We start from the raw sequence: 22,741 nt of genomic DNA, 5'->3' as shown, positions 1-22,741 counted from the left end.
CGCGGGTTTGTCCGACTATAAGCGGGTATATACCCGCGAGCGGAGAATAAGAAATGAACTCGATGTGGCGCACCAGTGGCTGGATTCTTGTGGGGAGTGCGCTGATCCTGGCGCTGTCGTTGGGCGTGCGGCACGGCTTCGGCTTGTTCCTCGCACCGATGAGCAGCGAGTTCGGCTGGGGCCGTGAGACCTTCGCCTTTGCCATCGCTTTGCAAAACCTGATCTGGGGCCTGGCGCAGCCGTTTACCGGCGCGCTGGCCGACCGGTTTGGCGCCACCAAAGCGGTCTTCGTCGGTGGCGTCCTGTACGCCGCAGGCCTGGTGTTGATGGGCATGTCCGATTCGGCATGGTCGCTGTCCCTCAGTGCGGGCCTGCTGATCGGTATCGGTCTGTCCGGTACGTCGTTCTCGGTGATCCTCGGCGTGGTCGGCCGTGCGGTGGCCCCGGAAAAACGCAGCATGGCGATGGGGATTGCCAGTGCCGCAGGTTCATTTGGCCAGTTTGCGATGGTGCCGGGCACCTTGGGCCTGATCAGTTGGCTCGGCTGGTCTGCCGCACTGCTGGCATTGGGCTTGATGGTGGCGCTGATATTGCCGCTGGTCGCGATGCTCAAGGATAAGCCGCTGCCGGTGATGGCCGGCCAGCAAACCCTGCGTGAAGCCTTGAAGGAAGCCTGCTCCCATTCCGGTTTCTGGCTGTTGGCCTTTGGCTTTTTTGTCTGCGGTTTCCAAGTGGTGTTCATCGGTGTGCATTTGCCGGCTTACCTGGTGGACCAGCACCTGCCGGCCACCGTCGGCACCACGGTGTTGGCGCTGATTGGCTTGTTCAATATCTTCGGGACCTACACTGCCGGGTGGCTAGGCGGGCGCATGTCCAAGCCACGTTTGCTGACCGGCTTGTACCTGCTGCGCGCTGTGGTGATCGTGCTGTTTCTGTGGGCACCGGTCACCGAAGTCACGGCCTACCTGTTTGGCATGGCCATGGGCTTTTTGTGGCTGTCCACCGTGCCGCTGACCAACGGCACCGTCGCGACACTGTTTGGTGTGCGAAACCTCTCCATGCTCGGTGGGATCGTGTTCCTGTTCCACCAACTCGGTTCGTTCCTGGGCGGCTGGTTGGGTGGGGTGGTCTATGATCGAACGGGCAACTACGATTTGATCTGGCAGGTGGCAATTCTGTTGAGCCTGCTCGCCGCGGCCCTGAACTGGCCGGTGCGTGAGCGGCCAGTGGCGCGATTGCAGGCGCAGATGGAGGCAGCATGAGTCTGGCGGTACGCGGTGTGATACTTGCGGCAGGGTTGGTCCTGGTGCTACTGGCCTGGTGGGGCTGGCAACACGGTGGGCTGGCGTTGATGCAACTGGGTATGTCGATCTGTTAAGTTCGTAGCCTGAATATTTTCAAGGACACACGACATGCAGATGCGCTGGCTCGCTGTACCCGTCCTGATGGCCATTGGCGGTGCCGCCCTGGCCGCCAGTTGCCCGCCGTTGTTGGAAGGCCAATTACCCAAGCTGCGCGCCAAGGAATCCATCGACCTGTGCGAACGTTTTGCTGGCAAGCCCTTGGTGATTGTCAACACCGCGAGCTTCTGCGGGTTCGCTCCACAGTTCAAAGGCCTGGAAGCTTTGTATCAGCGCTACAAGGGCGAAGGGTTGGAAGTGATCGGCGTGCCGTCCGATGACTTCAAGCAGGAAGCCAAGACTGGCGAAGAGACCGCCAAGGTCTGTTACGTGAACTACGGCGTGACGTTCACCATGACCGAGCCGCAGAAGGTCAAGGGGCCGGATGCGGTGCACCTGTTCAAGGTGTTGGCGCAGCAGACTGACGCGCCGCCGAAGTGGAATTTCTATAAATATGTGGTCGACCGCCAAGGCAAGGTAATCGCCAATTTCTCCAGCCTGACCAAGCCGGACAGTCCGGAATTGATCAAGGCCGTGGAGGCGGCGATAGCCTCCAAGCCTTGAGAGTCAGCCATTAAAAAGCCCCGCCTCCTTTGCAGGAGAGCGGGGCTTTTTCACACCCGTCTGAATCAGAAGGTGTAGGTCATGCCCAGGCCGAAACCGTTGGCACTGTTTTCGTATTTGGCACGGTAGCTGGCGGTAGAAGGAGCGGCAGCGGTCTGGTTGACCTTGACGTCCTCTTCCTTCAAGTACGAGTAAGCCAGGTCGATGGTCATGTTATCCATGACTTTGTAGCCCAGGCCCAGGCTGAAGATCGTGCGGTCGCCCGTAGGGATACGCGGCGAGCGGTTGGTGTTGTTAGTGGGCGACTGGTCGAAGGTCAAGCCGGTGCGCAGCACCACTTGTTTAGTCAACTGGTAAGAAGTACCCACGGCGTAGGCCCAGGTATCGTGCCAGTTTTGCTCTTCAGTGATAGCGCTGAGTTGGCTGGGTGCCAATGCACCGCCTGCCGCGGTCACACCTTTGTTGTTGACGGTGATCTCTTTCAGGCGACTCCAGCGCGTCCAGGTAGCACCGCCATACAGTTTCCAGGCGTCAGTCAGGTCTTGTGTGACCGACAGGTCGTAGGACTCAGGGGTATCGATTTTCAGCGACGCGTCGTAACGGTTGTTACGCAGGAAAGGTTGAGTGGCTGCGGGGCCGCTGACGGTGGTATGGCCGTCCAGCTTGTACTTGACCTTGGAGTGGTAGGTCAGGCCCACACGTGTGGTATCGGTCGCCTGGACCAATACACCGACGTTGAAGCCCAGTGCAGTGTCATCACCCTTGATTTTGACGTTGGTATCGCTGACGGCAGGGTTGAGGGTCTTGTCTGACTCCAGCACACCAGAGATCCGGTTGATGGTCGGACCAAAGCCAACGGATACCCGATCATTGAAGGCATAGCTGACAGTTGGCTGGAAGGTGATGACCTTCACTTCGCTCTTGCTGCCGAAACCTTTGCCCTGGAAGCCGCTTTCATAGTCGGTTACCAAGCCAAACGGTGCGTACACACCGAAGCCGATAGCCCACTGGTCGTTAAGTTTGTTGGTGTAGAAACCAAATGGCACCGCGGTGAATGGAACCATGTCACCTTTGTTGGAGCCGCGCGAGTTACCGCCAGTATCGCTGAGATCAGTCGAGGCATCGATTGCCGCAACGCCGCCCGTGATCTGCTGGCCATTCAGGCGAGCCATACCGGCAGGGTTACCGTAAACAGTGCTTGCATCATCGGCAGAAGAAGAGCGGCCTGCGAAACCCGTACCCATCCCGCTGACGCTCTGTTCGTTCAGTGCGAAACCGCTTGCAAACAGTTGGGAGGATGCCATGGCAACGGCGAGGCTAAGTGTGGTCTTGAGCATTACTTTTTTCATTATTAGAACTCCGTGGTGATCACCGCTGCGGAAAGTAACAATAAATTTAAGATCGCGCTATAGGCTGTAATGCAGGAGATAGAGCGGTTTTGTAGGACAATCCGACCAAAATTCAGGGTTTTTGCCGAATCTTGCAAATTGCCCGGTCAGCAAACCACGTGATTCATGGGTGAAACACAGGTTTGCCAGGCTTGAGTGAAATCGCGCAGTCGTCCGTGTGGGTGAAAAATTTCTTTCCAGATACGCGCCATGGCCAGTACATCTCCAGGCGGTGGCAGTGCGGGGGTGTGTTGTTCGACCAAAAGCCAGGCGATTGCCGTGGCGTAACGCAGGTTTACCGTCAGCTCCAGTTGTGGCGCGCTGAGGAAGGCATGCTGGCTGGCCAACCCGCGTACCAGGCTGGCACGTTCGGGGTCGAGTGCCAGGTAGTCATCCCACAAGGCGCGGTGGCGCGGTTCGGTGATGCTGTACAAGCCATGCCCACGGCGATCGTGCAACGCGGAGCCGAGTTCCGACTGGCTGGCGGCAATGCCCAGCAGCAGGGACTCGGCCGTCGGGTTATGGCGGCCGAGATACATCAAGGTCGGCCGGATCACATAACGACACAATTCGCTGGCGGCGATACCCATACAAGCCTCAATCCGTGAAAGTGGTCGACGAGGCCTGAGAAGGTGGGGGCTTGGCAGCAGTGAATCGGATCTCAGGCTCGCCGGAAGCGGATCATGCCGCTTGAGTTGAAGTGTAGTGTCATATTTGTGATGTAAAGGACTGTTTTTAAAACATCTTCTTCATTTAGTTATAACGTTTATATCTATTTGAACTGAGTGCCATCGCCTGTGCATAAAAGCCAGGCAATAAAAAACCCTGCTTTTTAAACAGGGTTTTTGTGTTTCAGCGACTCGGGTCGATCAGGCAGTCAGTGCCTGACGGGTACGCTCGATCACGGCCTGCAGCGGTTCTGCGCTGGAGTATTGATCGGGGTACAGGCGTTCGCTGTGACGAGCGATGCCGTGTTCGTTGACCAGGGTGAAGCTGAAGCAGCCTTTGCGAGCGGCCATGATCAGGCAGTTCATTGGGGCAAAAGCGTTAGTGAGGGTGCGAATGGCATCCTGAGTGTGGATTTGAGCGTTCATATTATTGGTGTTCCTACAAATGACACGGATTAAGAACCGTGCAACGTTAAAACGTTCCAGTAACGTTGATCACCATTGATCAAACGAAGAACCCGACTGGAACAAAGCAGCCAGTTTGAAGCGCTAATAAGTTAGGCGCGCTTGGGCTGGCAGGTAGGTACTTAGGAGGGCAGGCAACACAACAGGGGCAAAGGTTCTGGGCCCAGGGTGAAGATCCTGATCAATTTGCAGGCTGGTTCGGTCAGAGTATTGAAACTTCGCGACACCCTTTGCGTGTTCAAAGGCAGTGTCGTCACAAGCGATACCTGGAAACCATCGAGGTGGTCGATCCCGTGTTGGACAGGGGAGTTGTTCGACCAGAATTGACTTTCAGCTTGGTACTAACGGCGCGGATAGTAGCGGATTGAATCGGGTAAGGGAAGTGTGATAGCAAAAAAACTTCAATCAGCCGCCCAGCAGGCCGCGATAGACCAATACTGTCATCGCGGCTGCCAGCGAGCAGCCCAGCGCGTAGGCGGCGAGCGTCAGTCGCAGGGACTGGCCAGTCTCCACCACCTTCATCACATCGCCCATGTCATTGATTCGACCTTCACCCAGCTCAATGCACAGGCTGACCGCCGTAAACGCTGCCGACAGCAAGATAGCGATGGCAAACAACGCCCCATCCGGTGACGGCAGTGCGGCATTGATTCCCAGGGAAATGGCGCAGATGGCCAGTAGCAACACGGCGAACAACAGAATTCCTTTCATCGACCCTACTACCATCGCGCTGTAGGTCCGGGAGTGTGGCGAGCCAGGAAAGATTTGAAAAGTCCCAGGTTTGTCCCGGCGGTAACATTTATGACGCGTGTCGCTTCAAAAAAAGCTGCTGATATAACCATCAGATGGGTACTTGTGCACATTAGTTGCGGGGTGTGTAACCGCGCTGTCATCTGCCCTGCGGGGTTGCCATTTGCCTGCAATGGAAATTTAAGTCAATGAAAAATCTGGCTTTTTTTTATTGGTGAAAAAATCGTCAGTTTGACTGCGGCCCCCATTCCATGCGGCTTTGAGCGAGTTAAAGGGGGGTTGTCCACTGAGTTATCCACAGCTTCTGTGGATTGTCCCGAGCGCTTGCTCTAGAACGGGCGTGCAGAGTTTTTTCAGCTTTACCTGTACGAAAAAAAGAGTAGAGTGGCGCGCCTTCCGATCTGTCCCACAGTGCTTTATGAAGTTTCGCTCAGTATCACCTTCTGTTACCGACGCCCCTCAAACTGTTACCACCCCCAAGCGCTTCTCCTTGAAAGTTGCCTTGTGGTTGCTCGACAGTCCGCGCCTGGGTCACAACACCAACGTCAAACACTTCGCTGGGCGTTTGCTCAAGCAGCCGGCCCGTGAAGGCGTGGTCGCTGCCCAAAGCCGCCTGGGCCAACTGATGTGTCGTGAATGCGGGAATGCCCGCGACCGCCGCATCGGCCACGACCTGCTGCGCCTCGCGGCCCGCGCCGGTGACCGCCGCGCCCAACGTGAACTGGGCCAGGTCGAAGACTGAGCTGTCCTCAGGCCCTGCGCTCCGCTAACCTTGTTTTTTTTCGGTGATGGCAGACATGTCTATGGCTTTTGACTGGACCAGCATTGCCCTGGGCCTCGCTGGCGCTGCCGTGCCTTTATTGGCTGTGTGCTGGCAGCTTCAGCGCCGCTTGACCGCGCGCATGACCGGCTGGGAGCTGCTCGAAGAGCGCCTGGCCACTGCACAATTGGCCCAGGAGGGCCTCGCCGCCCAGTTGGATGCCAGTCGTGATGAAATCAGCGACCTGAGCCAAGCCAATGCCGCCAAGCAGGCCGACCTCGCTGCCGTGCGCCGTGAAGTCGAATTGCTGCAGATCGACCGCGACAATGCCCGCGACGCGGCCCACGCCTGGAACCTCGACCGCAGCGCCAAGGAGACCGAACTGCGCCGCCTTGACGCGTTGGCGGCGGCCTTGCGTGCCGAACTGCGCGAGCAACAGGACAGCCATCAACAGCGCCTCACCGACCTGCAAGGCTCGCGCGATGAGCTGCGCGCGCAATTTGCCGAGCTGGCCGGCAAGATTTTCGATGAGCGTGAACAGCGTTTCGCCGAGACCAGCCAGGAACGCCTGGGCCAGTTGCTCGACCCGCTGAAAGAGCGCATTCAATCGTTCGAAAAACGCGTGGAAGAAAGCTACCAGAACGAGGCGCGTGAGCGGTTTTCCCTGGCCAAGGAGCTTGAACGCCTGCAGCAACTGAACCTGCGTCTGTCAGACGAGGCCACCAACCTCACCCGTGCGCTCAAGGGCCAGAAAACCCAAGGCAACTGGGGTGAACTGATCCTTGAGCGGGTACTTGAGCATGCGGGCCTGGAGAAGGGGCGCGAGTACCAGACCCAAGTCAGCCTCAAAGGCCCGGACGGCGAGCGGTTCCAGCCGGACGTGCTGATCATGCTGCCCGGCGACAAGCAGGTGGTGGTGGACTCCAAGGTCAGCCTCACTGCTTATCAACAGTACGTGGCCGCAGAGGACGACGTGATCGGTCAGGCGGCGTTGAAGCAACACGTGCTGTCGCTGCGCAATCACGTCAAAGGCTTGGCCGGCAAGGATTACAAGCGCCTGGAAGGCCTGCACAGCCTGGATTTCGTGTTGCTGTTCGTGCCTATCGAGGCGGCGTTTTCCGCCGCGCTGCAAGCCGAACCTAACCTGTTCCAGGAAGCGTTCGACCGCCATATCGTTATCGTCAGCCCCACCACCTTGCTCGCCACCCTGCGGGTGATCGACAGCCTGTGGAAGCAGGAGCGCCAGAGCCAGAACGCCCGCGAAATCGCCGAGCGTGCGGGCTGGCTGTACGACAAGTTCGTGCTGTTTATTCAGGACCTTGATGAAGTGGGCAACCGTTTGCAGCAGTTGGATAAGGCTTACAGCGCAGCACGGAACAAGCTGACAGATGGACGCGGAAATCTGGTCAGCCGCACAGAGCAATTGAAGTTGCTCGGTGCGCGCGCCAGTAAAAGCTTGCCGACGGATTTGCTGGAGCGGGCGATGACCGACTCCGATGGTGTAGCGCACCTGCCCGAATAAACGCGGCCATTGTAGGAGCCGGCTTGCCGGCGATGGCGTCGGTACAATCGGCGCCATTCCCAAGGCCCTCATCGCCGGCAAGCAGGCTCCTACAGATGACCTACAGCGGTAGGTGCCGGCTCAGCAACGCCCGCAACGCCGCCGGCTTCACCGGCTTGGCCAAGTAATCCAACCCGGCCGCATGCACCTCGGCCACCATCTCCGGGCGGCCGTCGGCGCTGATCACCACGCCGGGAATCGGCTCGGCCAATTGCGCGCGCAGCCACCCCATCAATTCAGTACCGGTTTCACCGTGGTCCAGGTGGTAGTCCACCAGGGCCAGCTGCGGGCGCACGCCCTCGGCCAGCAACGCCGCGCACTGCGCCTGGTCGGTGGCGGTCCACACTTCGCAGCCCCAGCGCGTCAACAGGCTGCGCATGCCGATCAGGATGCTTTCTTCGTTATCCACGCACAGCACCTGCGCGCCGCTCAACGGCAGGCCGGTTTCCTGGGGTGTCTTGACCTGTGGGCTGGCCTGGTTGCGTGCCAGCGGCACGCGCACACTGAATACGCTGCCCTTGCCCGGCCACGAGCGCACGCTCAGGCGGTGGCCCAGCACGCGGCACAGGCCGTCGGCGATCGCCAGGCCCAGCCCCAGGCCTTTCTCCGCGCGGGTCTGGTGGCTGTCCAGGCGCTTGAATTCTTCAAAGATCACCTTTTGTTTATCCTGCGGTATCCCCGGGCCACGGTCCCACACTTCCAGGCACAACTCGCCCTTGCGGCGACGTACGCCGAGCAGCACCGGGCCGTCGGCATAACGGAAGGCGTTGGTGAGAAAGTTCTGCAGAATCCGGCGGAGCAACTTGATGTCACTGTCCACGCGTAAATGGCTGCCGCGCAGGCGAAAGCGCAGGCCTTGCTCCTGGGCCAGCGCCTTGAACTCCGCGCCCAAGGTGTCGAACAGCTCATTGAGCACAAAGGGCTGGCGCTGTGGAGTGATCTTGCCGTTTTCCAGGCGCGAGATGTCCAGCAAATCGCTGATCAGGTCTTCGGCAGAACGCAGCGAGCTGTCCAGGTGCTGCACCAATTGCCTGGCTTCGCTGGACAGGCCGTCGTTCTGGTGGGAGAGGGCGGCCGAGAACAGGCGTGCCGCGTTCAGCGGTTGCATCAAGTCATGGCTCACGGCTGCCAGGAAGCGTGTCTTCGACTGGCTGGCGGACTCGGCCACACCCTTGGCGTCGGTGAGCGCTACGTTAAGCTGGGACAGCTCGTGGGTGCGCTCGGTGACCCGCTGCTCCAGGCCTTCGTTGGCCTCGGTGAGTGCCTGTTCAGCTTCGCGGAACGCGGTAATGTCGGTGAAGCTCATGACGAAACCGCCACCGGGCATCGGGTTGCCGATCAGTTCGATCACGCGGCCATTGGGGAATAAACGTTCGGAGGTGTGTGCACGACCCTGGCGCATCCAGTGCAGGCGGCGCGCCACATGCACTTCGGCCTCGCCCGGCCCGCACAGCCCGCGCTCGGCGTTGTAGCGGATGATGTCGGCAATCGGCCGGCCCACGCTGATCAGCCCGTCCGGGTAGTTGAACAGTTCCAGGTAGCGCCGGTTCCAGGCCACCAGCTTGAGCGACTGGTCGACCACGCTGATGCCCTGGGTAATGTTCTCGATCGCGCCTTGCAGCAGCGCGCGGTTGAACTGCAGCACTTCCGACGCTTCGTCGGCAATGCGTACTACATCCTCCAGCTGCATTTCCCGCCCTTCGATGGCGGCTTTCACCACCGCACGGGTCGAGGAAGCGCCGAGTACACCGGCCAGCAAGCGCTCCGTGTGAGCGATCCAATCGTTGTCGGCATTCTGGTTGGGGTTGAAGCCCTTGCCTTGGCGATAGGCGAAGCGAATAAAGCTTTGCTGGGCCCGTTCTTCGCCCACAAAGCGCGCAGCCAGGCTGAGCAAGTCGCTGATCTGCACCGACAACATCGAGCGGGCACTGGCGCGCTGGCTGATTTCCTGGCCGATAAAGCGCCCGGCTTGCCAGTGCTCGGACACCCGCGTGCGCGAGAGCATCGACACCCACACAAACAATGTGAAGTTACCCGCCAGTGAGAACACGGTGCCCAAGGTCAACGAGGTGACGGACAGCCCCAGTGGGTGGGAATGCATCCACGTCAGCCCTGGGAAAAGGCTGAGCGACCAACCCAGGCTTTTCGCCGTCACCGGTAAGACCAAGGTGTAGAACCACAGGAAGGTACCCGCCGCCAGCCCGGCAAATACGCCGCGTCGGTTTGCCTGTTTCCAATACAGCGCACCCAGCATCGCCGGTGCCAATTGGGTCACGGCGGCAAAGGCGATCTGGCCAATGGTCGCCAGGCTCGCAGACGAGCCCAGCAGGCGGTAACTGACGTAGGCCAGCAGCAGGATAATCACGATGCTGACCCGGCGTACCGACAGCATCCAGTGGCGGAACACTTCGAACGGCCGCTCGGCACTGGAGCGACGCAACAACCACGGCAGCAGCATGTCGTTGGAGACCATGGTCGACAGCGCGATGCTTGCCACGATCACCATGCCGGTGGCCGCTGAAGCGCCGCCGATAAACGCCAGTACGGCCAGCGCCGGGTGGGCTTCAGCCATGGGCAGGCTGATCACGTAGGAATCCGGCAGTACCGAGCCAGGCAGCATCATCTTGCCGCCCAGGGCGATCGGGACGACAAACAGTGCGGCAAGAATCAGGTAAGCAGGAAACACCCATTTGGCCAGGCGCAGGTCCTGTGGGTCGATGTTCTCGACCACCGTGACATGGAACTGCCGAGGCAGGCAGATAATCGCCATCATGGCCACGCCGGTCTGCACCACCATCGACGGCCAGTTGACGGTCTCCTTCCAGTACTCCTCCAACCTTGGCGCCAGCATGGCTTGGCTGAACAGGTCGCCGAAACCGTCGTACAGGCCGAAGGTCACGAATGCGCCGACAGCCAGAAACGCGAACAGCTTGACCAGGGATTCGAACGCAATCGCCAGCACCATGCCACGGTGGTGTTCCGTGGCGTCGAGGTTGCGCGTACCGAACACAATGGTGAACAGCGCCAGCACCAGCGACACGATCAGCGCGGTGTCCTGGGCGCGGGTACCGGTGGTGTCGGCGCCTGCGCCGATCAGCAGGTTGACCCCCAGCACGATGCCTTTGAGTTGCAGGGCGATATAGGGGAGCACGCCGACCAGGCAGATCAGCGCGACCACCACGGCCAGGGACTGGGATTTGCCGTAGCGCGCCGCGATAAAGTCGGCGATGGAGGTGATGTTTTCCTGCTTGCTGATCAGAATCATCTTCTGCAGCACCCAGGGTGCCAGCACCAGCAGCAGCACGGGGCCTAGGTAGATCGGTAAAAATGCCCACAGCTGTTCGGCGGCTTGGCCCACGGCGCCGAAGAAGGTCCAGCTGGTGCAATAAACCGCCAGCGACAGGCTATACACCCAGGCACGCACGCGCGGCGGCAACGGCGCTCGGCGACGGTCACCGTAGAAGGCGATGGCAAACATAATGGCCATATAGGCCAGGGCAACGGCGGCGATCAGCCCGCTGGACAGCGTCATGGTAACTCCGAGCATGGGAACACCCGGGCATTCCAGGCCCGGTTGGACAGTCTCGCATGATGCCTGGGGTTAGTCAGTGTCGACCAAGGTCGTGTGGGATCGAATGTCGCAGGGGCGTTCAGCGCGGTGGCAGGGTTTTCTGGCGCAGGATGTAGATCGTCACCAGCACGGCACTGGTCAGCATGAAGCCACGCGCCCAGGGCAGCGGCACTAGATAGCAGGACACGCTGATGCTCAGCCACATTAAACCGATGGCGTAGACCTTGCCTTTGAGGGGGATACCGTTGCCGTCCAGGTAATCGCGGATCCACGGGCCCAGGCGCGGGTGTTGCACCAGCCAGTGGTAGAAGCGCGGGGAGCTTCGAGCGAAGCAGGCGGCGGCGAGCAGCAGGAAGGGCGTAGTCGGCAATACCGGTAGGAAAATGCCGATCACCCCCAACGCTACGCTCAACCAGCCGATGGCCAGCAGCACGTAGCGCAGGAGCAGCGAACGATTGCCCATGGGTGTCACGGGCAAGCGACTCAGTGGTGACGTGGCTTGAGGATCGCCGGTTTTTCGTCAGGGGCGTTGCACAGCAGGTACAGGGCGGTGAGGGCTTCCGGGATCTGTACGATCATGTCGTCCATCAGGTTGGCGTCGGCGGCGATGTCGGAGAACTCCGGCTGGTCGTCGAACAGGCCCGAACCGACCATGATCGGCAGCAGCATTTCGCTGACTTCTTCCTCGGCGGTTTCGAACCAGGCGGCTTCGCGCAGGAACACGCCTTCCATGAAGCCGATGCACCAGCCGCGCAGGTCGGAGTCATCCGGCTCTTCACCCAGGTCCAGCTCGCATGGCAGCTCGAATTCTTCGTCGGAGGCCAGTTGGCGACCGATGTGGGCCTTGAGGGCCAGCAGGGTGGATTCGATTTCTTCGCGTTGGGCGGCGTCGGCGTAGTGCGGCTCCTCGGCGAACAGTGCGTCGATCCATTCACGGTCGGGCACGACCTCGGAGCAGATCGACAGGGCGGTCAGGTAGCCGTGGGCGGCCACGTAGTCCAGCGCCTCGTCATGCAGCTCATCGGCGTCGAGGAAGGCTTGCAGGCGGGTTAGTTGCTCAGCGAAGGACATTGAAGGACTACCTTGGGAATAAACGATGCTGAATTCTAGGCCTTCTTGAGCGCCCAGGCCAGCCACACTGCATATTTGCCAGGTTTTAGATAGCGTTCGCTGTTCGTCAGTGGCGCCCTTTGCCGCGTATCGCTCGGGTATACTGCCGCGTTTTGTGATGCCCTTGCAGGCCAAGCGCCAGTCCGAGAAAACTTCGCTTACGGATTATTTCCCGTGAACGCGCATTTTTTCGGCCAGCCTGTACAGAGGGATTTCGGCACTATTTTGGAGTTTTACATGCTCGAGCAGGCACAACGCGTCCTCAAGGACATCTTCGGCTACGACAGTTTTCGTGGCCGCCAGGGTGCGATCATTGAGCGCGTGGCCAGTGGCGGTGACGCACTGGTACTGATGCCTACCGGTGGCGGCAAGTCGTTGTGCTTCCAGGTGCCGGCGCTGTTGCGCAATGGCTTGGCTGTGGTGGTGTCGCCGCTGATCGCGCTGATGGACGATCAGGTCGCCACCCTCGAAGAGCTGGGCGTTGCCGCGGCGTCCTTGAACTCCACCCTCAGCGCCGAGCAGCAACGCGACCTGGCCGCGCGGATCAAGCGCGGTGAAGTGAAGATGCTCTACCTGGCCCCCGAACGCTTGGTGCAGCCGCGCATGCTGGCCTTTTTGCAGAGCCTGGAAATTGCCCTGTTCGCCATCGACGAAGCCCACTGCGTGTCGCAATGGGGACACGATTTTCGCCGCGAATACCTGCAGCTCGGCCAACTGGCGGAGCTGTTTCCCGATGTGCCGCGCATTGCCCTGACCGCCACCGCCGACAAGCGCACCCGCGAAGAAATCGTCGAGCGCCTGCATCTGCAGAACGCCGAGCGCTTCCTGTCGAGTTTTGACCGGCCGAATATCTTCTACCGCATCGTGCCCAAGGAGCAGCCGCGCAAGCAATTGCTGGCGTTCCTCTCCGAGCGGCGCAGCGATGCGGGCATTGTCTATTGCCTGTCGCGCAAGAAGGTCGATGAGGTGGCCGCGTTCCTCTGCGAGCAGGGCTACCCGGCGCTGCCGTACCACGCCGGCCTGCCCAACGAAACGCGGTCGGCTCACCAGAAACGCTTCCTCAACGAGGAAGGCCTGATCATGGTGGCTACCATCGCGTTCGGCATGGGCATCGACAAATCCAACGTGCGTTTCGTGGCGCACATGGATTTGCCCAAATCCCTGGAGGCGTACTACCAGGAAACCGGTCGCGCCGGTCGGGATGGCCTGCCTGCGGATGCCTGGATGGTCTACGGCCTGCAGGATGTAGTGATGCTCAAGCAGATGTTGCAGAACTCCGAAGGCGACGAGCGTCACAAGCGCCTTGAGCAGCACAAGCTCGACGCGATGCTCTCGCTGTGCGAGGAAACCCGTTGCCGCCGCCAGACCTTGCTGGCCTACTTCGACGAAGACATGCCTGAACCTTGTGGTCATTGCGATAACTGCGTCGACGGCGTGCAGACCTGGGATGCCACCGAGCCGGCGCGTCAGGGCTTGTCCGCCATCTACCGCACCGGCCAGCGTTATGGTGTCGGTCACCTGGTGGATGTACTGCTGGGCAAGGACAACGAAAAAGTCCGCAGCTTCGGCCACGAGAAACTCTCGGTCTACGGCGTCGGCAAGGCCCGCGCTGAAGGCGAGTGGCGCTCGCTGTTCCGGCAGATGGTCGCGCGCGGCCTGGTGGACATCGACATCGAGGGCTACGGCGGGTTGCGCTTGAATGACAGTTGCCGGCCGTTGCTCAAGGGCGAAGTCAGCCTGGAACTGCGCCGCGACCTCAAGCCGCAGACCACTGCCAAGAGCAGCACCAGCCAAGCCAGCCAACTGGTGCGTGGCGAAGAGCGCGAGCAGTGGGAAGCCTTGCGCACCCTGCGGCGCAAACTGGCGCAGGAACACAGCGTGCCGCCGTACGTTATTTTCCCCGACTCCACCCTGCTGGAGATGCTGCGCGAGCAACCCACCACCATGGCCGAGATGGCGCGCGTCAGCGGCGTGGGTGCGCGCAAGCTGGAGCGTTACGGCCAGGCCTTCCTCGAAGTGCTCGGCGGCCAGGCCGAAGCGCCGAAGGAAGTCGCCGATATCCGCCACGAACTGATCAGCCTGGCACGTGCCGGCATGACCCCGATCCAGATCGCGGGTCAACTGCAATGCTCGGAGAAAAACGTCTACACCTTGCTCGCCGAATCCATCGGCAAGCAGCAACTCTCGTTGGAGCAGGCGCTTGATTTGCCGGAGGATTTGCTCGGCGAAATCCAAGACGCGTTCCTCGACGGAGAAGGCGAATTGCCACCGGTGGCGGAGATTGCGCCGCTGTTTACTGGTCGCGTTCCGGAGGGTGTTTTGTACTGCGTAAGGGCGGCTTTGCAGTCCGAATTCGAAATTTAGTGCGTCAATTAGGACAATGTAACGAATCAGTACATAGCAACTCTTGCCTATGGGCAAAGCTCATGCTTAGCTGACTAATAATTAGCCACACTTTATTTTCAGTCTAAAACATGAGTTTTTTATGCCGTTAACCGATCAACACCGATTTGGCATGCAACTGGCGCAAATGTCCCGAGGTTGGCGTGCCGAACTGGACCGTCGCCTGGCCGGGCTAGGCCTGTCCCAGGCGCGCTGGCTGGTGCTGCTGCACCTCGCTCGTTTTGAAGAAGCACCCACCCAGCGTGAGCTGGCGCAAAGCGTCGGCGTCGAAGGGCCAACCCTGGCCCGCCTGCTGGACAGCCTTGAAGGCCAGGGCCTGGTGCAACGCCAAGCCGTGGTGGAAGACCGCCGTGCCAAGCGCATCCTGCTGTGCGATACCGCCCGGCCGCTGATCGAACAAATCGAAACCATCGCCACCGCCCTGCGCCATGAGCTGTTTGTAGGCGTGGACGAAGCCGACTTGAGCGTGTGCATGCGCGTGCATGGGCACATCCTGGCTAACTTGGAAAAATCCTGACCTTGCATACGCCGCAGGTCGAAAATGTGGGAGCTGGCTTGCCTGCGATAGCATCACCTCGAAGCAACTGAAAAAATCGAGGTGCCTGCATCGCAGGCAAGCCAGCTCCCACATTAGTTTTGCGAACGTCCTTTTTAGAACGTCTGCCCCAGGTTCAGGTACACCGCCTTCTGATTGTCATCGTTGAACCCATAACTGAAATTCAGCGGCCCCAACGGTGTATCAAAGCCTAGGAAAATACTCGCCGCGTTGATGTAGCCGCTGTCGAATTCATTGTCGTTGTTCCACGCCCGGCCGCGTTCCAGTGACGCACCCAGGTACAGCGGGAAGTCCAGCGGCAGGTACGAACGTGGTGTGAGCCGGCGGTAGTACACGGCCCGCATCAGGCTGATGTTCTGGCCCGAGATTGCATCCTGGCGAAAGCCCGACAGCTGCCGCGCACCGCCCAGCAGGAAGCTGGAAATCACCACGTCCGAATCATCCAGGGTGCGCCCGTAGCGTCCACCCAGCACCAGGGTGTCCGGGCCGTGGCTCATGGCCTTGTCCAGCTTGAATTCCCATTGGCGGTAGCGTTGATCCGAGCCCAGCCCCGGTTCGAATTCGCGGTAGGCCAGGCCGATGTCTTCGCCGGTATGGGGGAAGTACACGTTGTCCAGGGAATCGAAGGAGTACTTCAGTTCGTAGAAGCCTTCGCTGAAACTCACGCTGGGCAGGTCGCGGTCGCCGATGCGCACATCCGCCTTGCCCCAGGCTTCACCGACGCCAAAGCGGATCTCGCCGCTGTTGCCAATCTGGCGGCCGACGTTCAAGCCAAAACCGTAGCGTTCCAGGCGGTATTCGGAGATGGGGTCGTTGTCCAGGATCAGCTCGACGTTCTGTGCCTGGGCACTGATGTAGGGGGCGACAAAGTAGCGCGAGCCGGTGTCCATCGGCTGGTAGAACTCGCTGTACAGCTCTTGCCGATCACCGATCTGCACCCGCGTCAGCCATTCGGCGCCCAGGTGGTTGATGCCGTTCATGCGGTAGCTGGCGCCGAGGTTGAAGGCGCTGTCGCCGCGCATGTCATCCGACAGGTTCAGGCCCAGGCGCAGGTAATCGGTGCCGCTGCGTTTGCCGCGCGCGCTGATCACCAGGGTGTTGTCCTGGCCTTTCTTGACCACGCGGTACTGCACCTGCTCGAAGTAGTCCAGGCCGTACAAGGTGCCCATGTCTGACTGCAGGCGGCCCAGGTTCAACGGCTCGCCCAGGGGTTGGCGGATGTAGTAGCGAATCACGTCGTCGCTGACTTTCGAATCGTTTTCCACGTTGATGGCGGTGATCACTGGCGTGCGCTCGCCCGGAGTGCGGGCCGCCACCAGTTGCGGGTCGATCGGTTCGGTGGGGCGCAGGTGGGCCAGGCGCGCATCAAGGGCGCGGGTGGCGCGGTAGCCGGCGTCGATCATGTCCTTGGCGCGGCCGAAGTCGGTCACGCCATAGGCGGCGAGGGGCGGCTGGATCAGCACGTCCTTGGGGTGTAGATCCTTGAGCTGTTCCTCGGAGTTGCGCCGGGTCATCAAGGTGATGGACTGGTTGAGCACGTCCACCACCGTCGCCAGTTGCTTGCGCGAGCGCAGTGGGGTGCCGATGTCGACGACGATGGCGATATCCACGCCCATTTCCCGCGCCACATCCAGCGGGATGTTGTCGGTCATGCCGCCGTCCACCAGCAGCCGGCCGTCCAGTTCTACCGGGGCAAATACCGCCGGGATCGACATGCTGGCGCGGATTACCTGGGGCAGGTGGCCCTTGCGGAACACCACCTTCTCGCCGGTGGTGATGTCGGTTGCCACCGCGCGGAAGGGGATAGGCAGCTTGTCGAAGTTACGCGTGTCGCTGCTGTGGGCGAACATGCTTTCCAGCAGCAGCGCCAGGTTCTGACCCTGGATCACCCCCAGTGGCAGGCCCAGGCTGCCGTCGTCGCGGAAGCTGAGTTTCTGTTTGACCAGGAAATCCCGGTCATCCTGCTTGCGCCGGAACGGCACATCTTCCCGAGGCGGCGCGTCGGACAGGGCCTGTTGCCAATCAATATTGAGCGCCAGTTTTTCCAGCTCGTCGATCTTGTACCCCGACGCGTACAGCCCACCGATCACCGCGCCCATGCTGGTGCCGGCAATCGCGTCGATCTGGATGCCTTGCTCTTCCAGCGCCTTGAGCACGCCAATATGGGCCAGCCCACGGGCGGCGCCGCCGGACAGCACCAGGCCGATTTTCGGGCGTGGCGGTTCGACGGCGTCGGCAACAAAAGGAAGTAGGCACAGAAACAGGCAGGACAGCAGACGGCGCATCATGAATCTCGAGGCTGGGCGATAAAGGCCGGTATTATAGCCACTCGATCCACCGAGCCCGTTATGCTAGGAGCCTCTCTAATTATGTCGTCGATTAAACCCGAGATCGTCATCACCTATTGCACCCAGTGCCAGTGGCTGCTGCGCGCGGCGTGGCTGGCGCAGGAACTGCTGAGTACGTTTGCCGATGACCTGGGCAAGGTGTCGCTGGCGCCGGCCACCGGTGGCACGTTTCGTATCACTTGTGATGGCGTGCAGATTTGGGAGCGCAAGGCCGACGGTGGCTTCCCGGAAGCCAAGGTGCTCAAGCAGCGCGTACGTGACCAGATCGACCCGCAGCGTGACCTGGGGCACAACGACCGTACGCAGTAGACGTCACCGCCGTGTGAGGGCGGTGACCCTGCAGGGTGGAATTATTTGGCGGCCATCTTTTGCTTGATGAAACCAACCAGCCAAGTCAGTACCAGCCCGCCGACACCACCGCCGACAATGTTGCTGCCGACCGCCGCCACATCCAGCGCTTCACCACCGGAGGTGCCAGTGAATAGCGCCAGGATTTGGCCCAGGATCAGCCCGCCAATACCACCGATAAACGTATTGAGACCGGTACCCAGGCTTTGTTTGGTCATGCCGGCCAAATTGCCGCCGACGGCACCGCTGATGATCTGCACCAACAAGTTTATGAGCATTTCCATAGTGAAACCCCTGCATGCGTTAATGGAGTGACCACTCGCTTGCAGCAACTTCAACTGGCATGGCTGTCGTCGAGGAGTCTGTATCCGTTGAACGACGACAAACTGTTGCGGATGTTCAAAGTGTAGATCAAGCCGTTGCAGCGGGTTGTTTGGCCTGGCTGGCACCTCCCATCAACCCGGAAAGCACGATTGCGACGATGATCAGCACGCCGCCCAACAGCATGCGCAGTGTCGGGGTTTCGGCGAACAGCAGCCAGGCCGCGGTGATGCCGTAGACCGGCTCCATGGCAAACACCACCGAGGCGGTGCGCGCCTTGATCACCGCGAGGCTGGCGACAAACAGGCTGTGGGCCAAGCCGGTGCAGAACACGCCGAGCAAGCCGATCCACAGCCAGTCGATTGCGCGCACCTCGGTCAGCCCTGGTGCCGCCACGGGCAGCAGGCACAAGGCGACCACCACGTTCTGGCACAACGCCGCTTGCACCGCCGGGATGCGTCCGGAACTGGCGCGGTTGTTCAGCGACAACAGCGAAAACAGCAGCCCCGAGGCGATCCCCCAGAGCAACCCACCGGTGGCTTCGCTGGCGAGGTTGAAGTCCGGGGTCACCAACACCAGGCCGATGCTGACCAGCACCACCAGCAGCACTTCGTTGGCGCGGATGCGCTCGCGGAATATCAGCCCTTCGAGGATCACGGTAAAGGCCGGGAATGCGGTAAAGCCCAGGGTTGCGACGGCCACGCCGGCAACTTTTACCGCAATAAAGAAGGTGACCCAATGTGCCGCCAGCAAGACACCGCTGAGCAGCAGCCGGCGCCAGTCGCGCAGTTCCAGCTTTTTCCACGCCATGTTGCTGGCGAACCGGGCAAAGACCGCCAGGGCCACCACGGCAAACACCGCGCGACCAAACACGATGATGGCTGGCGAGGCGGCCGCCAGTTTGCCGAACACGCCGGTGAGGCCAAACATCAATGCGCCGATATGCAGGGCGCCGAGGGCTGAGCGGGGAGTCATTGCGGTCCTTGAGTCAAGCGGGTGACAGAAGCGCAGTCTAGTGGCTCCGTCGTGCAGGTGTCTGTCGTCCGGCTCGCGATTTTTATCGCAAGGCTCTTACTGCGCGTTGCGCCGCAATGCGCCTGGTGAGGCGCCAAACTCACGCAGCATCGCGGCAGCAAAGGCACTTTGCGAGGTGTAGCCGACGCGGTCGGCGATTTCACCAATGGGCAAAGGGGTTTTGCGCAGCAGGTCCAGAGCCATTTGCAGGCGGCGACTGCGGATATAGTCCATGGGCGTTTGCCCGCATTCGGCCACGAAGCGTGCGTGTAAACGCGCCACCGACAGGTCGGCGATACGCGCCAGGTCTGCCACCTGCAACGGGTGCGCAACATGACGCTCGATGTGCGCATTGAACGCCGCATATGGCAGGCGTCGCCCCGGCAGTGGTTGAGCCAGCGGATGATTGAGGCTGGCCAGTAACAGCACCGCGCCCTGCTGGACGATCAGCGGGTCATCCACCGGGCTCTGCGCCAGCCAGTGCACCAACTGGCTTTGCCGCGTGTCCAGGGCCAACCGCGTGGGTCGGTCGAGCAGGCGGCGACTGGCCTCGGCATGTTCGCCCAAGGATTGCAGCACCCAGTGCTCGGTGGGCACGTCCAGCACCAGGCAGCGGCTGCCATCGCGACTGCCGCACGCATGGTGGGCGGAGAAGGGCAGCACCATCACGCTGCTTTCGCGCACTTGGCTGCTACGCCCATCGACTTCCAGGTCCAAATGCCCGGACAGGCCGAACACCAACTGCGCATGGTCATGGCTGTGGGCGAGCGGCGCTTCGGTGTAGTGGCGTAGCGTGAGAGTGGGGCTCATCGCGGTCTCCTTGGGTGCTGGCGCCAGTCTACAACGCTTCGCGGTCTGCGGGCGCTGTCATCAGACTGACGCACTTCTGTCATGGGCTATTAATCGCCAGGGCGCAAGCTCGCGAAAACACCGTCGAGGGACGCCCATGACCAGTGCCGAATTCACCAAGCCCAGCCGCAAGCAACGGGTTCGTACCCTGTGGATTTCCGATGTGCACCTGGGCACCCGGGATTGCCAGGCCGAACATTTGTCGCAGTTCCTCAAGGGGTACCACGCGGACAAGGTCTACCTGGTCGGCGACATCATTGATGGCTGGAAACTGCGCGGCGGGATGTATTGGCCCCAAGCCCACACCAACGTGATCCGTCGCCTACTGACCATGGCCAAGCGCGGCACCGAGGTGATCTACGTCACCGGCAACCACGACGAGTTCCTGCGCCGCTATTCCAAGCTGATCCTGGGCAATATCCAGTTGGTGGACGAGGCCGTGCACGTGACTGCCGATGGCCGGCATTTGTTGGTGATCCACGGCGATCAGTTTGATGTGATCACCCGCTACCACCGCTGGCTGGCGTTCCTTGGCGACTCAGCCTACGAGTTCACCCTTACGCTGAACCGCTGGCTGAACCATTGGCGTGCGCGCTATGGCTATGGCTATTGGTCGCTGTCGGCATACCTCAAGCACAAGGTCAAGACAGCGGTGAACTTCATCAGTGATTTCGAAGAAGCCATCGCCCACGAAGTGACCAAGCGCGAGTTGCACGGCGTGGTGTGCGGGCATATCCACCATGCGGAGATTCGCAAGGTGGGCGAGGTGGATTACCTCAACTGCGGGGATTGGGTGGAGTCGTGCACGGCATTGATCGAGCACTGGGATGGGAGTATCGAGTTGTATCGGTTGGCGGATGCGCAGGCGAAAGAGGCACTGCTGAAAGCAGAGATGGTCACAGGCTGACGGCCCTACTCGGTCTAAATGTGGGAGCGGGCTTGCTCGCGAATGCAATGTGTCAGTCACCAAATGTACTGACTGATACACCGCATTCGCGAGCAAGCCCGCTCCCACATTTGGTTCCAATTTCGTCAGTTGGAGACGTCTGCTATGGCCTCGGCGAGCAATGCCAGACGCGTCGCATCAGCCCCCGCCACGTTAGCCCGCCCCGAACTCACCATGTACACGCTGTGTTTCTCGCGCAGTTGCTTCACCTGTTCGGCACTCAATCCGGTGTAGGAGAACATCCCACGCTGCGCCCCGATATGCGCAAACCGCTCCGACAGACCGTGTGGCGCCAACGCCTCAACTAAGCCCGAACGCAGGTGTGCAATGCGCGAGCGCATGGCTTCGACCTCGTCGCTCCATAGCGTTTTCAGCTCGGCATCGCCCAGGATGGTCGCCACCACTGCGGCGCCATGATCCGGTGGCGTCGACCACAGGTTACGCGCCGTGTTAGCCAGCTGGCTGCGCACATCCGTCAGTTTCTCGGCATCGGCCGCGCACACGATCAATGCGCCGACACGGTCGCTGTACAGGCCGAAGTTCTTCGAGCAGGAACTGGTGACCAGCACTTCCGGCAACTCGGCCGCAAACAGCCGCACCGCCCAGGCGTCCTGCTCCAGGCCGTCGCCAAAGCCCTGGTAGGCAAAGTCGATCAGCGGCAGCAACTGGCGTTCGCGCACGATCTGCAGCACTTGGCGCCAGTCATCCTGTGACAGGTCGAAACCGGTCGGGTTGTGGCAGCAGGCGTGCAATAGCACGACGTCGCCCTTGGGCACAGTGGACAGGGTGGCGAGCATCGCCGCCACGTCCAGGCGGTTATCAGCGCCCACGTAAGGATAATGGCTGACCGGAATGCCGGCCTTGGCGAAGATGGTTTCGTGGATCGGCCAGGTCGGGTTGCTCAGCCATACGCCGCGACCAGGCAGGTTTTGCGCGATGAAGTCGGCGCTCAGGCGCAGGGCGCCGGTGCCGCCTGGGGTCTGGGTGGCGCCGGCACGGCGTTCGCGGATCAGCGCGGAGTCCGCGCCGAGTACCAGCTCGCTGATCAGCTTGCCGAACGCGGCGTTGCCGTGGCCGCCGATGTAGGTCTTGGTGGCCTGGGTATCGACCAGGCGCTGCTCGGCCAGCTTGACCGAGTGCGGAATGGGCGTCAGGCCTTGGTCATCCTTGTAGACGCCAACACCCAGATCGAATTTGTTCGGGTTGGTGTCCTGGGCATACAGGTCCATCAGCCCGAGGATCGGGTCGCCGGGCACGCGGCCAATGGCATCGAAATGCATTACTTGCGGCCCTCGGCGTCCTTGGCCACTTCGTCGGTGCGCGCGGCCATGATGAAGTCGTTGCGGTGCAGGCCCTTGATGGAGTGGCTCCACCAGGTCACGGTGACCTTGCCCCACTCGGTGAGCAGGCCTGGGTGATGGCCTTCGGCCTCGGAGATCTCGCCCATGGCGTTGGTGAAGGCCAGGGCAAATTTGAAGTTCTTGAACAGGAAGACCTTTTCCAATTGCATCACACCGTCACGGACTTCGATGTTCCAGTCGGGGATCTGCTTGAGCAGTACCGGCAGTTCTTCGTCGCTGACTTGAGGGGCATCGGCACGGCAGGCTTCGCAGTGGGCTTGGTTCAAGGTGGTCATGGGGGTGTCCTGAATTCGAATGTTGAAGGTCAGTAGCGTCACCCTAAAGCAACGCGGGGCCAGGGAACAGACTCACCTGGCCT

The 22,741-nt window shown here is 60.8% G+C and carries 21 protein-coding genes; 8 read left to right on the top strand and 13 right to left on the bottom strand.

All coding sequences use genetic code 11. The features are described from left to right. Positions 1 to 62 precede the first annotated feature (62 nt). Positions 63 to 1,262, top strand: coding sequence for an MFS transporter (locus KHP07_RS23360; protein ID WP_178076835.1), 1,200 nt, complete (start codon positions 63 to 65; stop codon positions 1,260 to 1,262). Between the two features lie 150 nt (positions 1,263 to 1,412). After that, positions 1,413 to 1,964 (top strand): glutathione peroxidase, encoded by a 552-nt coding sequence (locus KHP07_RS23355; protein WP_214498104.1) that lies wholly within the window; start codon positions 1,413 to 1,415, stop codon positions 1,962 to 1,964. A 65-nt stretch (positions 1,965 to 2,029) separates the two neighbouring features. On the opposite strand, the gene KHP07_RS23350 is transcribed toward KHP07_RS23355, so the two are convergent. The 4 genes from KHP07_RS23350 to KHP07_RS23335 form a co-directional block, all read right to left on the bottom strand. Further along, on the bottom strand, positions 2,030 to 3,313 hold the full coding sequence (locus tag KHP07_RS23350) for an OmpP1/FadL family transporter (protein WP_100492387.1): 1,284 nt from the start codon (positions 3,311 to 3,313) through the stop codon (positions 2,030 to 2,032). Positions 3,314 to 3,459: 146 nt separating this feature from the next. Continuing rightward, positions 3,460 to 3,942, bottom strand: a complete 483-nt coding sequence (locus tag KHP07_RS23345) for a hypothetical protein (RefSeq protein WP_078049646.1) — start codon at positions 3,940 to 3,942, stop codon at positions 3,460 to 3,462. Positions 3,943 to 4,221: 279 nt separating this feature from the next. After that, positions 4,222 to 4,446 carry a hypothetical protein gene (locus KHP07_RS23340; RefSeq protein ID WP_005790139.1) on the bottom strand — a complete coding sequence of 75 codons (225 nt, stop codon included), beginning with the start codon at positions 4,444 to 4,446 and terminating at the stop codon, positions 4,222 to 4,224. Between the two features lie 444 nt (positions 4,447 to 4,890). Further along, the gene (locus tag KHP07_RS23335; RefSeq protein WP_078049645.1) at positions 4,891 to 5,196 is read right to left on the bottom strand and encodes a hypothetical protein; all 306 of its coding nucleotides are present in this window, start codon (positions 5,194 to 5,196) and stop codon (positions 4,891 to 4,893) included. Between the two features lie 457 nt (positions 5,197 to 5,653). Between KHP07_RS23335 and KHP07_RS23330 the strand changes: the two genes are divergently transcribed. Then, positions 5,654 to 5,977 carry an SEL1-like repeat protein gene (locus tag KHP07_RS23330; protein WP_214498103.1) on the top strand — a complete coding sequence of 108 codons (324 nt, stop codon included), beginning with the start codon at positions 5,654 to 5,656 and terminating at the stop codon, positions 5,975 to 5,977. A 175-nt stretch (positions 5,978 to 6,152) separates the two neighbouring features. Continuing rightward, on the top strand, positions 6,153 to 7,517 hold the full coding sequence (locus KHP07_RS23325; protein WP_214498126.1) for a DNA recombination protein RmuC: 1,365 nt from the start codon (positions 6,153 to 6,155) through the stop codon (positions 7,515 to 7,517). 100 nt (positions 7,518 to 7,617) lie between these two features. Here KHP07_RS23325 and KHP07_RS23320 read toward each other — a convergent pair whose 3' ends face one another. The 3 genes from KHP07_RS23320 to KHP07_RS23310 form a co-directional block, all read right to left on the bottom strand. Beyond that, entirely contained in the window at positions 7,618 to 11,088 is a 3,471-nt protein-coding gene (locus tag KHP07_RS23320) for a hybrid sensor histidine kinase/response regulator (RefSeq protein WP_214498102.1), read from the bottom strand. 118 nt (positions 11,089 to 11,206) lie between these two features. Further along, positions 11,207 to 11,590, bottom strand: a complete 384-nt coding sequence (locus KHP07_RS23315) for a YbaN family protein (RefSeq protein ID WP_065873769.1) — start codon at positions 11,588 to 11,590, stop codon at positions 11,207 to 11,209. Between the two features lie 20 nt (positions 11,591 to 11,610). Continuing rightward, positions 11,611 to 12,198, bottom strand: a complete 588-nt coding sequence (locus tag KHP07_RS23310; RefSeq protein WP_015885221.1) for a UPF0149 family protein — start codon at positions 12,196 to 12,198, stop codon at positions 11,611 to 11,613. 276 nt (positions 12,199 to 12,474) lie between these two features. Here KHP07_RS23310 and recQ point away from each other — a divergent pair, with 276 nt between their 5' ends. Further along, positions 12,475 to 14,601 (top strand): DNA helicase RecQ, encoded by a 2,127-nt coding sequence (gene recQ, locus KHP07_RS23305; RefSeq protein ID WP_078049641.1) that lies wholly within the window; start codon positions 12,475 to 12,477, stop codon positions 14,599 to 14,601. Positions 14,602 to 14,722: 121 nt separating this feature from the next. Beyond that, positions 14,723 to 15,157 (top strand): MarR family transcriptional regulator, encoded by a 435-nt coding sequence (locus tag KHP07_RS23300; protein WP_028617350.1) that lies wholly within the window; start codon positions 14,723 to 14,725, stop codon positions 15,155 to 15,157. 134 nt (positions 15,158 to 15,291) lie between these two features. Here the strand turns inward: KHP07_RS23300 and KHP07_RS23295 are convergent, their stop codons facing one another. Continuing rightward, the gene (locus KHP07_RS23295) at positions 15,292 to 17,481 is read right to left on the bottom strand and encodes a patatin-like phospholipase family protein (protein ID WP_214498125.1); all 2,190 of its coding nucleotides are present in this window, start codon (positions 17,479 to 17,481) and stop codon (positions 15,292 to 15,294) included. An 84-nt stretch (positions 17,482 to 17,565) separates the two neighbouring features. Between KHP07_RS23295 and KHP07_RS23290 the strand changes: the two genes are divergently transcribed. Continuing rightward, positions 17,566 to 17,853 (top strand): Rdx family protein, encoded by a 288-nt coding sequence (locus tag KHP07_RS23290; protein WP_078049639.1) that lies wholly within the window; start codon positions 17,566 to 17,568, stop codon positions 17,851 to 17,853. Positions 17,854 to 17,894: 41 nt separating this feature from the next. Here KHP07_RS23290 and KHP07_RS23285 read toward each other — a convergent pair whose 3' ends face one another. The 3 genes from KHP07_RS23285 to KHP07_RS23275 all read right to left on the bottom strand — a co-directional run bounded on the left by KHP07_RS23285 (position 17,895) and on the right by KHP07_RS23275 (position 20,037). Next, positions 17,895 to 18,176 (bottom strand): hypothetical protein, encoded by a 282-nt coding sequence (locus KHP07_RS23285; protein ID WP_078049638.1) that lies wholly within the window; start codon positions 18,174 to 18,176, stop codon positions 17,895 to 17,897. Positions 18,177 to 18,303: 127 nt separating this feature from the next. Beyond that, positions 18,304 to 19,188 carry a DMT family transporter gene (locus tag KHP07_RS23280; RefSeq protein ID WP_099493536.1) on the bottom strand — a complete coding sequence of 295 codons (885 nt, stop codon included), beginning with the start codon at positions 19,186 to 19,188 and terminating at the stop codon, positions 18,304 to 18,306. A 96-nt stretch (positions 19,189 to 19,284) separates the two neighbouring features. Beyond that, complete coding sequence (locus KHP07_RS23275) at positions 19,285 to 20,037, bottom strand: AraC family transcriptional regulator (protein WP_214498101.1); 753 nt, start codon at positions 20,035 to 20,037, stop codon at positions 19,285 to 19,287. Positions 20,038 to 20,173: 136 nt separating this feature from the next. Here KHP07_RS23275 and KHP07_RS23270 point away from each other — a divergent pair, with 136 nt between their 5' ends. Beyond that, positions 20,174 to 20,983, top strand: a complete 810-nt coding sequence (locus KHP07_RS23270) for a UDP-2,3-diacylglucosamine diphosphatase (RefSeq protein ID WP_078049635.1) — start codon at positions 20,174 to 20,176, stop codon at positions 20,981 to 20,983. A gap of 125 nt (positions 20,984 to 21,108) precedes the next feature. Here KHP07_RS23270 and KHP07_RS23265 read toward each other — a convergent pair whose 3' ends face one another. Further along, positions 21,109 to 22,302 carry an amino acid aminotransferase gene (locus tag KHP07_RS23265; RefSeq protein WP_214498100.1) on the bottom strand — a complete coding sequence of 398 codons (1,194 nt, stop codon included), beginning with the start codon at positions 22,300 to 22,302 and terminating at the stop codon, positions 21,109 to 21,111. Then, positions 22,302 to 22,658, bottom strand: coding sequence for a 4a-hydroxytetrahydrobiopterin dehydratase (locus KHP07_RS23260; RefSeq protein WP_010208721.1), 357 nt, complete (start codon positions 22,656 to 22,658; stop codon positions 22,302 to 22,304). The genes KHP07_RS23265 and KHP07_RS23260 overlap by 1 nt, the downstream gene beginning before the upstream one ends. Positions 22,659 to 22,741 lie beyond the last annotated feature (83 nt).

The sequence above is a fragment of the Pseudomonas sp. VS40 genome (assembly GCF_018587885.1).
GTDB lineage: Bacteria > Pseudomonadota > Gammaproteobacteria > Pseudomonadales > Pseudomonadaceae > Aquipseudomonas > Aquipseudomonas pergaminensis.
This window is presented reverse-complemented; position numbering and strand designations above follow the sequence as displayed.